The sequence below is a fragment of the Azotobacter vinelandii CA genome (assembly GCF_000380335.1).
Lineage (GTDB): Bacteria > Pseudomonadota > Gammaproteobacteria > Pseudomonadales > Pseudomonadaceae > Azotobacter > Azotobacter vinelandii.
In genome coordinates this window covers 2,271,054-2,284,033 of the sequence record NC_021149.1, presented here as the reverse complement: position 1 = coordinate 2,284,033, position 12,980 = coordinate 2,271,054, and the positions used below count along the sequence as shown (strand labels likewise).

Genomic DNA, 12,980 nt, shown 5'->3' with positions numbered 1-12,980 from the left:
AACGTTTCCAGCCACGGAACCCGGACATATGTACAACCAGTATTTCGGCTTTTCCGAGGCCCCCTTTTCCATCTCGCCCGATCCGCGCTACCTGTTCATGAGCGAACGGCATCGCGAGGCGCTCGCCCACCTGCTCTACGGTCTGCAGATCGACGGCGGCTTCGTGCTGCTCACCGGCGAGGTCGGCACCGGCAAGACCACCCTCTGCCGCCGCCTGCTCGGCCAGGTGCCGGAACACTGCGACGTCGCCTTCATCTTCAACCCCAGGCTGTCGCGCCTGGAACTGCTCGAAACCCTCTGCGAGGAACTGGGCATCGCCCTGCCGGACAGGGTGCGCAGCCTCAAGCCCCTGTTCGACCGGATCAACGCCCACCTGCTGGAGAGCAACGCCCGCGGCCGCAAGACGGTACTGATCATCGACGAGGCGCAGAACCTGTCGGCCGAGGTGCTGGAGCTGCTGCGCCTGTTGACCAATCTGGAAACCGACCGGCACAAGCTGCTGCAGATCATCCTGCTCGGCCAGACCGAGCTGCGTGATCTCGTCGCCCGCGACGACATGCGCCAGCTCGCCCAGCGCATCGTCGCCCGCTATCACCTGGAACCGCTGTCGGGCCCGGAAGTCGGCGCCTATGTCCGCCATCGCCTGGCGGTCGCCGGCAGCCGCGCCGAACTCTTCGCGCCGCCGCTGCTGGAACGCCTCTACCGGCTGAGCGGCGGCACGCCGCGGCTGATCAACGTGCTCTGCGACCGCGCCCTGCTCGGCGCCTGCGTGCAGGGCAAGGCCGGTGTGGACCGGGCGACCCTGGACAAGGCCGCCCGCGAGGTGCTCGGCCCGGCGCGGCGAGCGAGGCCTCCCGCGGCCCTGGCCGCGATCCTCGGCATCGGCCTGCTCGCCGGCATGGCCACGGCCGGCTGGCATCTGGCGCCGGAACCTTCGGCGGATGCCGGCCATGGCGGACCGGCCAGGCTGCTCGCCGCCGCACCGACCGAGAGCATGCCTGCACCTGCTCCACCGAGCGGCGATGACGACACCGGACCCCTGCCCGCGTCCGGCCTGCCACGGCAGGAAGGCGTCCAGCCCCTAGAGCCGCCGCGCCCCGAACCCATCGAAATGCCACCGGAGGAAGACGTGGTCGGCCCCGCGGCCGAGGATCACTGGCTGCACGAGGCGCTGGCGGTACGCGCGCTGTTCGACCACTGGCAGGCTGCCATCCGCCAGCCCAGCAACATGGACGACGCCTGCCGCCAGGTCGAGGAAATGAGCCTGCGCTGCCTGCGCCGGCAGGTCGAGCCGGCGTCCCTGGCCAACCTGTCGCCGCCGCTCATCCTCGAACTCGTCCCGGCCGAAGGTCCGCCCTTCCTCGCCACCCTGCTGGCACGGGACGAGCGGCATGCGCGGCTGGCCGTGAGCGGCGAAATCCGCACGGTCGGCCTCGCCGCCCTGACACTTCGCTGGAGCGGCCGCTACGTCCGCTTGCAGCAGGCGCCGCTGATCCACGGCCGGCACCTGAGCCATGGCAGCCGCGGCGCCGACGTGGCCTGGGTGGACCTGCAACTGGAGCGCTGGGAAGGCCGGAGCCGGCCGCGCGCCGGCGACCCGCTGTTCGGCGACGACCTGGAGCGGCGCGTGCGCCGCTTCCAGCAGGCCAACGGCCTGCGCGCCGACGGCGTGGTCGGCGCGCAGACCCTGGAGCGGCTGGCCCGCCTGGGCGGCACGGAAATGGCCGCATTGAGCCGCTGACATGTCCTACATACTCGAAGCCCTGAAGCGATCGGAACGCGCCCGCCGGCAAGGCGAGGCGCCGCTTCTCGACAGCCCGCCGCCCCTGCTCGCGGCACCCCGCGAAGGCGCCGGCCGCCGCCTGCCGGCCTACCTGCCGCCGGCGCTCGGCCTGCTGACGCTGATCGGTGCCGTCCTCGGCTGGTGGCGCCCCTGGCAGGACGAGCCGGCGCTCCGGGCAGCGCCGTCCGCAGCAGCGGCCCCGCGCTCCCCCGCATCCCCGCTGGCCGGCCCCGGCGGAGCGGCCCAGGCGTCGCCCGTCGTCGCGCCGGCTCCCCCCGGGCCGGCCGCCGCTGTCCCGCCCCCGCTGGTCGTCGCCGAGCCACTGATCCGTCCGGACCCGCCGGAAGCGCCCGCCAGCCCAGCGCCCTCTCCCCGCCTCGCCGCGCCGGCCCCCCGTCCCGCCTCCGGCGCGCCGCCAGCCCCGCCGGCGCCTCCCGAACGGGTGCTCGGCTTCCATGAACTGCCCGACGAACTGCGCCGGAGCCTCCCGCCCCTGTCCCTGGCCGGCTTCTCCTACGCCGACGATGCGCACCTGCGCATGGCGGTGATCAACGACCGCATCCTGCGCCAGGGCGACCAGGCCGGCCCCGGCGTTGTCCTGGAGCGAATCGCCGGCGACGGCGTGGTGCTGAACTACCGGGGCTACCGCTTCCGTCCGCGCTGAACGATAACGCCGCCCGTGGCCGACGGCGGTCCGGCGCGGTGAAACGGCTTCGCGCACCTGCTTGTCAAGAATAGGGCTCGTCCAGGGCGAGCCGTCCGGCGACGGCGGCGTCCTGGCGCGGGCTCATCTTTTTCCCGCTCGACAGGAGCGCACATCAAGGACCCCTACATGAACCAGTTGCTTCGCTTCAATCCGCCATCGCACGCGACACTGCCCCTGCTGCTCGCAGGCTGCCTCGGCCTGGCCGCCGAAGCGGGCGAGGCTCCTCCTTACGAATGCGGCGAGAACCTGTCCGACGCCCTGGAAAAAACCATCTGCACGGACCAGGACCTCACGGCGTTGGACCGGAAAATGGCCGAGGTCTACGCAGCGGCCCGGAACGGGGACTCCGCCGGGAATCCGGCGGGCCTGGAAGAACAGCAGCGGGACTGGATCGAGTCGCGCGATGCCTGCGAGAAGAGCGCGGAGCCGCCCGAATGCCTGCAGGAAAGCTACAGGCGGCGGATCGCCGAACTGCAGGCGCGCCATGCCCTGGTGCCCCTCAGCGGTACCTTCACCTACACCTGCGACGACGATCGGAACAAGATCGTCCACGCCCGTTTCTACGAGACCGATCCGCTTTCGCTCTACGCCGAGTACGACGAGCAGGACTCGGTCATGATCGTTCAGCCCAGCAGTACCGGCGTCAAATACGCCGGACAGAACGAAACGACACTGTGGGAACACGGCGACGAGGCCCTGATCACCTGGGGCTATGAGCGGCCGGTCATGAAATGCCTCAAGACCCCCTTGATCGCCCCCGGCGCCGAATCCCGGGGCAAGCCGGACGACTAGATCCGCCCGGTGTCGGGCGACCACGAGTGGCTCTGCCCGGTCGGCCAGATCCGACCGGGCAGCCACATGGGGCCGGGTGTCGTTCCAGTCCTTCGGCGCATTCAGAGTGAATTCAGCTTGCGTCGCTACAGTGGGAACATCGAACCCCGCTGGAGAAAACGACCATGAAGTCCCTGCCCATCCTGCTCATCACCAGTCTGATCGCCACCGGCTCCTTCGCCGCCGGCTACACCGGCCCGGGCGCCCAGGGCGCCATCAGTACCGTATCCGCCGCCAGGGAGGCCGCCGATGAAACCCCGGTGACCCTCGAAGGCCGGATCGTCCGCCAGCTCAAGCACGAGCACTACGAATTCCAGGACCGGACCGGCAGCATCGAAGTCGAGATCGACGACGAGGACTGGCCAACCACCGCCATCGACGAGAAGCGCCAGGTACGCCTGCAAGGCGAGGTGGACAAGGAACTCTTCGGTCGCACCATCGATGTCGACTTCATCGAAGTACTGAATTGACGATCGGGAAAACCGCGCCAGAGTTGTCATGCCAGGGATACATGCTGTACCCGCCCCCTCACATCGCGAAGGCTCTCCCATGGCAATCACCCGGACCATGCCGGCCCGCCCGACCAGACGCCACGTCCCCGGCTGGTCGCTCGGCCTATCCGCCGTACTGCTCGCACTGGCGCTCGGCGCCGGACTGGAGTTCCGCCTGTTCGAACGCACCGGTTTCGACCTGCGGCAGATGTACGGCAGCGAGCGGCCGCACGAAGGCTCGCTCTGGCTGCCCGACTATCGGGTCGCCATCGAAGCGAAGCCGCTGGAGGGGCTCGACGACTTGTCCGGCCTGACCTTCGACCCCGGCCGCGGCACCCTCTTCAGCGTCACCAACGCCCACCCGGAAGTGATCGAATTGAACACCGCGGGCGAGGTGCTGCGGCGCATCGCCCTGAGCGGCTTCGACGATCCGGAGGCCATCGAGTACCTCTCGCCCGGCCGCTTCGTGATCGCCGACGAGCGTGACCAGCGCCTGGTGCTGGTACAGATCGACGACGAAACCACCGCCCTCGACGCCGGCAGCGCCCAGCAGCTCAGTCTGGGTTTCGGCTTGAACGGCAACAAGGGCTTCGAAGGCCTGGCCTACGACACCCACGGGCAGCGCCTGTTCGTGGCCAAGGAACGCGACCCGCTGCGCATCTACGAGGTGACCGGTTTCCCGCACCGCGACCCGAACGCGCCCATGGCCGTGCACCTGCGCGACGATCCGAAGCGCGATGCGCGGCTGTTCGTCCGCGACCTGTCCAGCCTGACGTTCGACGAGAGCCGGAGCCACCTGCTGGCGCTCTCCGACGAGTCGCGCCTGCTGCTGGAGCTGGACGCCGACGGCCGTCCGCTGAGCAGCCTTTCCCTGTCGCGCGGACGCCACGGCCTGAGCGAGACGGTGCCCCAGGCCGAAGGTGTCGCCATCGATGCCGCCGGCAACCTCTACGTGATCAGCGAGCCCAACCTCTTCTACGTCTTCCGCAAGCCGCGGGACTGAACCGGGCGCCCGTCACAGGCGCCATTCCAGCCCGGCGTAGACGCTGCGCCCGTCGCCGGGCAGGAACTGGGCGCTGTCCTGTCCGCGGGCATCGGCGATCACCCCGGTGGTAGCCGCGTAGCTGCGGTCGGACAGGTTGCGGCCCTCGATGAAGAACGCCGGCCCCCGCGCCGGCCGGTAGCCGGCCTTGAGCCCCCAGAGAGCGTAACGGTCGGTATACAGGGTTTCCGCATGGTCCACCGCGTAGTGGCTCGGCACCCACTCGAAGGTCGGCCCGGCGTACCAGCCCGCCCGCTGCCAGAGCAGTTCGCCCTTGAGGAACTGGCGCGGCACGCCGGCCAGGCGGTTGTCGCCGTAGACATCGTCGTCGTCGAAGCGGAAATCGTTGAACAGGTACTGCCCGCGCAGCACGAAGGCACCGACCGACCAGGAGCCGCCCAGTTCGATCCCCTGGTGCAGGGTACGGTCGGCGTTGACCGTGCCCAGCGGATCGCCGTTGTCGTCGTTCAGCGCCAGGAGTTCGTCGCGGATCTCGCTGCGGTAGAGCGCCAGATCCAGCGCCACGCCGCCGCGCGCGTAGCGCAGGCCGGCTTCCCAGGTCCTGGCCCGCTGCGCATCGTTCTTGCTCACCACCTGGCCACCGGTCAGTTCGCTGAAGGTCGGCGGCTCGTAGCTCTGGCTGAAGTTGGCGAACACCTGGATACCCTCGGCCAGGTCGTGGCGCACGCCGAGGCGCGCGACGCGGCCGACATAGGTCGACTCGAAGGATTCGTCCTGGAACACGCAACGGCCGGCGACCGAGGCGTTGCACTTGTAGCGGTCGTCGACCTCGCGCTTCTGGTGCAGCCAGGCCAGCCCGCCGATCAGCGCCCAGCGCTCGGCCAGCGGGATTTCCAGCTCGGCGAAGGCGTTCAGGTTGCGCGCGGTCTGGCGCAGTTCGTTGAGCTTGCGCCCGGCATGACCGCCGACGTTCTGGTGACGCACATCGCGGTTGCGCCCGTGATTGAATTCGATGCCGCCGGTCCAGCGCCAGCCCTGGTGCTGCCACTTGTGGGTGAGGCGCAGTCCGTAGTCCTCGCTGTCCACGTCGAGCACCTGGTAGATCGGGTGCCAGAGGTCCTTTTCGCTGTAGAAACTGGCCAGTTCCAGGCTGTGGCCGCCGTCCAGCAGCCAGACGGTGCGGTTGCCGATGCGATCGAGGGTGAAGTCGCGGCGCTGGTCGTTGCTCAGGTTGCCGGCGGCGGCCTGCTCGTCGTCGTCGCGCAGTTGCGCCTTGGTCAGGTTGCCCGGCAGCTCGGAATCGGTTTCCACATGGGTCACATAGAAGCGGGTGAACAGCCGCTCGCCGAGCCGCCCGCCGAGGTTGGCGAAGTAGCGCTGGTTGTCCTGCCGGGCGTGGTCGCGAAAACCGTCCTGGGAGGAATCGGTCACGCTCAGGTAGGCGTCCCAGGCGCCGAAGTCCCGGGCCGCCGCCAGGAACAGCCGGTGAGAGTCGAAACTGCCGCCCTCGTAGCGCAGGTCCAGCGGCGGCGCGCTCTTGCCGCTGGGCGCGACGAAGTTGACCGCGCCGCCGAGGGTGGCCGTGCCGTAGTGCCAGGCGTTGGCGCCGCGCAACACCTCGATATGGTCGGTGGCCAGCGGCTCGATGACCTGGAAGTCGAAACTGCCGTCGGCCAGGTTGACCGGCGCGCCGTCCTGCATCAGCAGCAGGCCGCGGCCGTGGAAGGTGCGCTGCAGGCCGGAGCCGCGGATCGACAGGCGCGACTCCTCGGCGCCGAAGCGCGGCTGGACGAACACCCCGGTGGCCAGCCCCAGGGCGTCCTGCAGGGTGCTGCTGCGGCCGGTCTTGTAGGTTTCGCCGTCGACCAGCGTGGCGCCGCCGGGAATCCGCGCGAACTCGGCGCGTTTCTCGGCCTGGGTCGGCGCGGTCGGGTCCCCTGCGCGGGGCTCCTCGATGGTCAGGCTGTCCAGCTCGATCTGCTCGGCGAGAGCAGGGGTCGCCAGGCCGGCGTTCAGGGCCAGCAGGCTCAGAATGGATGAAGGGCGCATCCCCGTCGTCTCCTTTGATGCTTCGTTCTGTGTCGGGCGTGGCCGCAACCACGCCGAAGTCGCAGGAAAGGTCGGCTTCGCGGTCGCATGCCTCCGTTCCGGGCTCGGGCCCGGAGCATGGGGAAAGCGGCGAAGCCTCGCGGGAATCAGGGCGCGCGCGGGTTGGCCGGCGGCCAGTGCTGACGAGGAGGAGTCCTGCCGTGCCGGCTCGGGCCGCGGCGCCAGTGACGCGACGGGCGCAGCCAGGTACCCAGGGCGACGAGCAGGGCCAGATCGACAAGGACGGCGAAGTTGCAGAAGAGGCAGTTGGCCAGGTCCGGTACATCCACGGAATCGCCGCTGTCGCCATCCAGCGTCGGCCCGGCATGCCCCTCGGCCGAGCAGAACGCTCCACCCACGCCGGCCAGCGCGAAACCGGCCATCTGCCCGTGGCCGATGCCGCAGTGCAACGCGCTCAGCAGGACGCTGAAGTACAGCATCCAGGCGATCAGCGAGCGATGGTCGCGCGAAAGGTTCATGGGTGTGGAACGGACCGGAAATTCGAAGAACGGGAAATCTATCCGATGAGCGCGGGCCCTGACAGCCCCGGCCGACCTCTTTACACTGCCTTCTGCCGGTTTTTCCTCAGTGCCGACGCGCCGACCGCCATGCCGCCACTCTTCCAGCATTTCATCCGCCTGCCCTCCGCCGGACTGTTGTCCATCCAGTTGCTGGGCGTGCTGCTCTATCCGCTGATGGAGGACACCCGGATCGGACCGGTGCTGTTCGGAGCCTTCGGGATCATCGTGCTGGGCGCCGCGCTGCGCATGGTGCGCCGCAGCGCGGCGGTGACCTGGGTCGCCCTGGTGCTGGCCGGCGCCATCCTCGTCCTGATGCTGGCCAACACCCTGGTTTTCGCCCAGGAACTCAGGCTGAGCCTCGCCCTGCTGGAAAGCGCTTTCTACCTCTATGCGGCAGGCAGCCTGATCCATTACATGATGGAAGACCCGAGAGCGACCACCGACGAACTCTTCGCCGCCGGCGCGACCTTCACCCTGCTGGCCTGGGCCTTCGCCTACCTGTTCGTGGCCTGCCAGCTCGTCGCTCCGGGCAGCTTCGTCGGGCAGTTGAATCCCGAGGCACCCCGCAGTTGGATGGATCTGCTGTTCTTGAGCTTCACCACCCTCTCCGGGGTCGGGATCGGCGACATCCTGCCGCTCAGACCCTTCGCCCGCGCCCTGGTGATGCTCGAGGAATTCGTCGGGGTCATGTATTTCACCCTGGTGGTTTCGCGCCTGATCGGCCTGACGGTGCTCGGCGCCAAGCGTTAGGCGAGCGGCCATCCGCTCCCGGATCGCCCGCGAAGGATCGGGCCACCAGGGCGTACCATCCATTACTTCCCGCGTTGCGCCGGAGCCTGTTCAAGCACAGGGCAAGGCGCGGGGAGAGAAGCTCGGTCATTCCAAACGAATGCCACGCCCTAGACTGGAACCAGCCCTTTGCCGATCTGCGAGGCCCCATGAATCGATCGCCGGAAACATCCTCCCTCGTCGCCGGACTCAACCTGCGTGCCCACTGGATGCCCTTCACCGCCAACCGCGACTTCCAGCGCGACCCGCGGCTGGTGGTCGCGGCCCGGGGCAATTACCTGACCGATGCCGAAGGCCGGCAGGTCTACGACAGCCTCTCCGGCCTCTGGTGCTGCGGCGCCGGACACGGCCGCCGGGAAATCGCCGAGGCGGTGACGCGCCAGCTCGGCACTCTCGACTATTCCCCCGGCTTCCAGTTCGGCCACCCGCTGTCCTTTCGCCTGGCGGAGAAGATCGCCAGCCTGACCCCGGCCGGCCTCGACCACGTGTTCTTCACCAACTCCGGCTCGGAATGCGCCGACACCGCGCTGAAGATCGCCCGCGCCTACTGGCGCCTGAAGGGCAAGGCAGGCAAGACCAGGCTGATCGGCCGCGCCCGCGGCTACCACGGCGTCAACCTCGGCGGCACCGCCGTGGGCGGCATCGGCGGCAACCGCAAGGCCTTCGGCCCGCTATCGGACGTCGACCATCTGCCGCACACCCTGCTCGCCGAGAACGCCTTCAGCCGCGGCCTGCCCGCGCACGGCGGCGCGGCGCTGGCCGACGCGCTGCTCGGGCTGATCGAGCTGCACGACGCCTCGAACATCGCCGCGCTGATCGTCGAGCCGATGTCCGGCTCGGCCGGCGTCCTGGTTCCGCCCGAGGGCTATCTCGCGCGGCTGCGGGAGATCTGCGACCGCCACGAGATCCTGCTGATCTTCGACGAGGTCATCACCGGCTTCGGCCGCACCGGCGCGCTGTTCGGCGCCGAGCGCTTCGGCGTGACGCCGGACATCCTCAACCTGGCCAAGCAGCTCACCAACGGCGCCGCTCCCATGGGCGCGGTGCTGGTCAAGGGCGAGATCTACGACACCTTCATGCGACAGGAATTGCCCGAACACGCGGTGGAATTCGCCCATGGCTACACCTACTCCGCCCATCCGGTCGCCTGCGCCGCCGCCCTCGCCACGCTGGAGCTGCTGGAACGCGACAATCTGCTGCAGCGGGCCGCGGAACTGGCCCCACATTTCGAGAACGCCCTGCATGGCCTGCGTGGCGCGCGGCACCTGCTCGACATCCGCAATTGCGGCCTGGCCGGCGCCCTGCAGCTCGCCCCACGCGACGGCGACGCCCTGGTGCGCCCTTTCGAAGCGGCCATGCGGCTCTGGCGCCGGGGCTTCTACGTGCGTTGCGGCGGCGACACCCTGCAGTTCGGCCCGCCCTTCAGCAGTTCCGCCGCCGAACTGGATCGTCTGTTCGACGCCGTGGGCGAAGTGCTCGGCGGACTCGACTAAAAGCCCGGCGCAAAGCGCCCCGGATGCTAGCGCTTTGATCTATCCTGCTCGCAGGCTCCGTCGACCACCTCCGGTACAGACGGGTGTATTCCCGCCGGCCGGAGTGCCGGCCCAGCAGTAGACCGGACATGCATTCGCCAGGAAGCAAGCCAGAAGAAACCAGCCGCGAGCCAGGGACGGCCTGCGACTGTAGCCGTACCGCCGGCTTCGAAATCATCCTCGACAGCATCGACGCCATCGTCTATGTGGCGGACATGCGTACCCACGAACTGCTGTACCTCAACAGCTACGGGCGCCAGCACTACGGCGACCCCGAGGCGCTGAAGTGCTGGCAGGTGCTGCAGGCCGGACAGGCCGGCCCCTGCGATTTCTGCAGCAACCCCCATCTGCTCGACGCCGACGGCGAGCCGGCCGGCGTCTACGTCTGGGAGATCCGCAACACCCGTACCGGCCGCTGGTACGAATGCCGCGACCAGGCGCGCTACTGGTCGGACGGCCGCCTGGTGCGCATCGAGATCGCCACCGACATCACCGAGCGCAAACGCATCGAGGAGGAACTCGCCGCCGCCAAGCACCAGGCCGAAGCCCTGGCGCACGTCGACGAACTCACCGGCCTGAACAACCGCCGGGCGTTCTTCCAACTGGGCCTGCAGGCCTTCAGGCAGGCCGCGCGCGCCGCCGGCCCCATCGCCGTGATCATGTTCGACCTGGACCACTTCAAGCAGATCAACGACGCCCACGGCCACCTGGTCGGCGACAAGGTGCTGGTCGCGGTGGCCAACGGCATGCGCTCGCAGATACGCGAGGCGGACATCGCCGGACGACTCGGCGGCGAGGAGTTCGCGCTGATCCTCCCGGAGACCACCCTGTCCGAAGCGCTGACCGCCGCCGAACGGCTGCGCGGGGTCATCGCCGCCACCCGCCTCGCGCACGGCTCGATCCACATCCAGTGCACCTCCAGCTTCGGCGTCGCCGTCTGCGAGGACGGCTCGCTGGATCTCGAGCACATGCTCAGCCTGGCGGATGCCGGGCTCTACAAGGCCAAGCGCAACGGTCGCAACCGGGTGGAACACGCCGGCCCGTAGGTCCCGGGGACAGTCTTGCAAGGCCTCCGCCGGCAAGAGGCGGGATTCATCCGCGATGAACCGTGGAAGCGAAGGCATCGCGAATGAATTCGCTCGCCCCCCGGTTCTCCGACAAAGGCACAGTACAAGCCCTTGACTCGAAAAGCTGGATTTCAGGAGCGGACGAGCATCCTGCGAAACGCGGCAATGGCCCGCGCGATCGTCCGCGAGTCGCCGGACGAAGGACCGCTCCCGACCACATGGCCCGAGACGCACTCCGCTCCGGCGAAGGGAGTCTCGACCGGACGTCCAGGGCAATCGCATGAAATGCCCGCTCCATACCGGACTGGAAAGATTGTGTGCCTGGTCCGTTCCGGTGTGGTCTTCGGCTCCGCTGCATGGGCTGCTTGCCGAGTGGCCGGACACTCCCTGTTTCGGCCCCCCGGCCGAGTCACTTTTTCTTGTCTGGCCAAGAAAAAGTGACCAAAAAGAAGGCCACCCCCTCATCCGGCCCTGCGCTTCGCTCCGGGTTCCCTCCCTACATCGCCGTTCCAGGGGCCCGCCGCGAAGGGCCATCCATGGCCCATCGCGGCTCTCGCGGCATCCTTGCCGCTCGACCCCTTCCACGACGATTCCGCTCGGCCTCCTGAAGGGGGCATCCGGCGTTGCCTGACAGGCCGTGCCACAAGAAGGGCAAAAGCGCTTTCAGGCAGCTCGGAACCGACTCCCGTTCAGGAGGCCGAGCGCAGGTGTCGCGGAGGGGGACGCGAGGCAGGACGCCGAGCGAGTCGCGAAGGGACAGGGACGTCCCTTCGCGACGTGCCCCCGGAGCGGCGCCGGAGCGAGGGAACCCCGGCGCAGCCGGGGCCGAATGATCGGGCGCGCTTTCTCTTTGGTTACTTTCTCTTTCGCGCGAGCAAAGAGAAAGTGACTCGGCCGGGGGGCCGAAACAGGGACCGTCCGGCCCCTCGGCAAGCAGCCGTGCCAAGGTTCACACAATCTTTCCAGTCCGATATCAGGCAAGCGCTTCATGCGATTGCCCCGACCGGACGTCCGCTTTCGCTTGCCCGCGAAGACAAATGCGTATAATTATCAATCGCCAGGCGCTGGCGACCTCTTGACGCAAGCCGCGCAAAACGTCGACAGCCCCTGGCTTCGCACACTCTCGTCGACGTCGACTCCCCTTCCAGCCCTGCGCACGGCATGCCGAACCACGGTTGCCGGGGAGCCGCCCATCTGCCGTACAGGATGAATCACCCATGAGTCGTATCGTTTCCGCGCTGCCCGGGCGCATCCGTATCCGTGACCGAGCGCTGCGCGACCGGACACGCCTGGCCCGGATCGAGGAGGCGCTGGCCGGCCTCGAAGGCATCGACGGCCTGCGGCCCAATGCGAATGCCGGCAGCCTCGTCCTGCACTTCGATGCCGCGCGGATCGCGGTCGAGGCGCTGGAAGCGAAGGTCGACTCGATCATCGACGCCGAACTGGCCCGCCCCCAGGCCCCGCGCCGGCGCTCGCTGAAGATGCAGATCAACCGCGGCGCCAAGCTCGGCATGCTGGGCAGCCTGAGCGCCTCGCTGGTGCTGGCCGCGGCCGGCAAGAAAAGCGCCCACGCCATCACCGGCAGCCTGTTCGTGGCCTGCCTGGGCGTGCATCTGGGCGTGCACCGGCGCTCGCTGCTGCGCTGACTCCCGGCCACGCCCGGTGCGTGGCCTACTCCTCCAGGAGACTGCGCAGCATCCAGGCGGTCTTCTCGTGCACCTCCAGGCGCTGGGTGAGCAGATCGGCCGTCGGCTGGTCGCCGGCCTTCTCGACTACCGGAAAGAGCTTGCGGGCGGTGCGGGCGGTCGCTTCCTGGGCGGCGACCAGGTGGCGGACCATCTCGCTCGCCTTCGGCACGCCCTTCACCTCCTCGATGGAAGCCAGCCTGGCGAACTCCCCGTAGGTACCCGGCGCCGGAAAGCCCAGCGCGCGGATGCGCTCGGCGATCAGGTCGAGAGCGGACCATTGTTCGCTGTACTGGGTCATGAACATCTGGTGCAGCGTGTTGAACTGCGGACCGGTCACGTTCCAGTGAAAGTTGTGGGTCATCAGATAGAGCGTGTAGCTGTCGGCGAGCAGTGCCGACAGACCGTTGGCGATCTGTTCGCGATCCGCGGCATCGATGCCGATATCGATGGCGGGAAGCTTGGCTTTGCGGTTTTCCATGGG

The 12,980-nt window shown here is 68.6% G+C and carries 12 protein-coding genes; 9 read left to right on the top strand and 3 right to left on the bottom strand.

Annotated elements, in window-relative coordinates:
- Positions 1-28: 28 nt before the first annotated feature.
- The 5 genes from AVCA_RS10425 (at position 29) to AVCA_RS10405 (ending at position 4,814) form a co-directional block, all read left to right on the top strand.
- Positions 29-1,741, top strand: coding sequence for an ExeA family protein (locus tag AVCA_RS10425; RefSeq protein WP_012700877.1), 1,713 nt, complete (start codon positions 29-31; stop codon positions 1,739-1,741).
- 1 nt (position 1,742) lies between these two features.
- On the top strand, positions 1,743-2,447 hold the full coding sequence (locus AVCA_RS27040; protein WP_012700876.1) for a general secretion pathway protein GspB: 705 nt from the start codon (positions 1,743-1,745) through the stop codon (positions 2,445-2,447).
- A gap of 168 nt (positions 2,448-2,615) precedes the next feature.
- Entirely contained in the window at positions 2,616-3,281 is a 666-nt protein-coding gene (locus AVCA_RS10415; RefSeq protein WP_012700875.1) for an MliC family protein, read from the top strand.
- Between the two features lie 164 nt (positions 3,282-3,445).
- A complete protein-coding gene (locus AVCA_RS10410) occupies positions 3,446-3,790 on the top strand; it encodes a YgiW/YdeI family stress tolerance OB fold protein (protein ID WP_012700874.1) in 345 nt (114 codons plus the stop codon).
- A gap of 97 nt (positions 3,791-3,887) precedes the next feature.
- On the top strand, positions 3,888-4,814 hold the full coding sequence (locus tag AVCA_RS10405; protein WP_012700873.1) for an SdiA-regulated domain-containing protein: 927 nt from the start codon (positions 3,888-3,890) through the stop codon (positions 4,812-4,814).
- Positions 4,815-4,826: 12 nt separating this feature from the next.
- Here AVCA_RS10405 and AVCA_RS10400 read toward each other — a convergent pair whose 3' ends face one another.
- Entirely contained in the window at positions 4,827-6,863 is a 2,037-nt protein-coding gene (locus AVCA_RS10400; protein ID WP_012700872.1) for a TonB-dependent receptor family protein, read from the bottom strand.
- A gap of 146 nt (positions 6,864-7,009) precedes the next feature.
- Positions 7,010-7,381: a DUF2946 family protein gene (locus AVCA_RS10395; RefSeq protein ID WP_012700871.1), complete on the bottom strand. Its 372-nt coding sequence runs from the start codon at positions 7,379-7,381 to the stop codon at positions 7,010-7,012.
- 129 nt (positions 7,382-7,510) lie between these two features.
- On the opposite strand from AVCA_RS10395, the gene AVCA_RS10390 reads away from it, so the two are divergent.
- From AVCA_RS10390 to AVCA_RS10375, 4 genes are all read left to right on the top strand, one after another.
- Complete coding sequence (locus AVCA_RS10390; RefSeq protein ID WP_012700870.1) at positions 7,511-8,173, top strand: potassium channel family protein; 663 nt, start codon at positions 7,511-7,513, stop codon at positions 8,171-8,173.
- Between the two features lie 188 nt (positions 8,174-8,361).
- Positions 8,362-9,705 (top strand): omega-aminotransferase AptA, encoded by a 1,344-nt coding sequence (gene aptA / locus AVCA_RS10385; RefSeq protein ID WP_175555925.1) that lies wholly within the window; start codon positions 8,362-8,364, stop codon positions 9,703-9,705.
- 128 nt (positions 9,706-9,833) lie between these two features.
- Complete coding sequence (locus AVCA_RS10380) at positions 9,834-10,790, top strand: sensor domain-containing diguanylate cyclase (RefSeq protein WP_012700867.1); 957 nt, start codon at positions 9,834-9,836, stop codon at positions 10,788-10,790.
- Between the two features lie 1,238 nt (positions 10,791-12,028).
- Complete coding sequence (locus AVCA_RS10375) at positions 12,029-12,457, top strand: HMA2 domain-containing protein (RefSeq protein ID WP_012700866.1); 429 nt, start codon at positions 12,029-12,031, stop codon at positions 12,455-12,457.
- Positions 12,458-12,482: 25 nt separating this feature from the next.
- On the opposite strand, the gene AVCA_RS10370 is transcribed toward AVCA_RS10375, so the two are convergent.
- Complete coding sequence (locus AVCA_RS10370; RefSeq protein ID WP_012700865.1) at positions 12,483-12,977, bottom strand: Dps family protein; 495 nt, start codon at positions 12,975-12,977, stop codon at positions 12,483-12,485.
- Between the last annotated feature and the right edge of the window lie 3 nt (positions 12,978-12,980).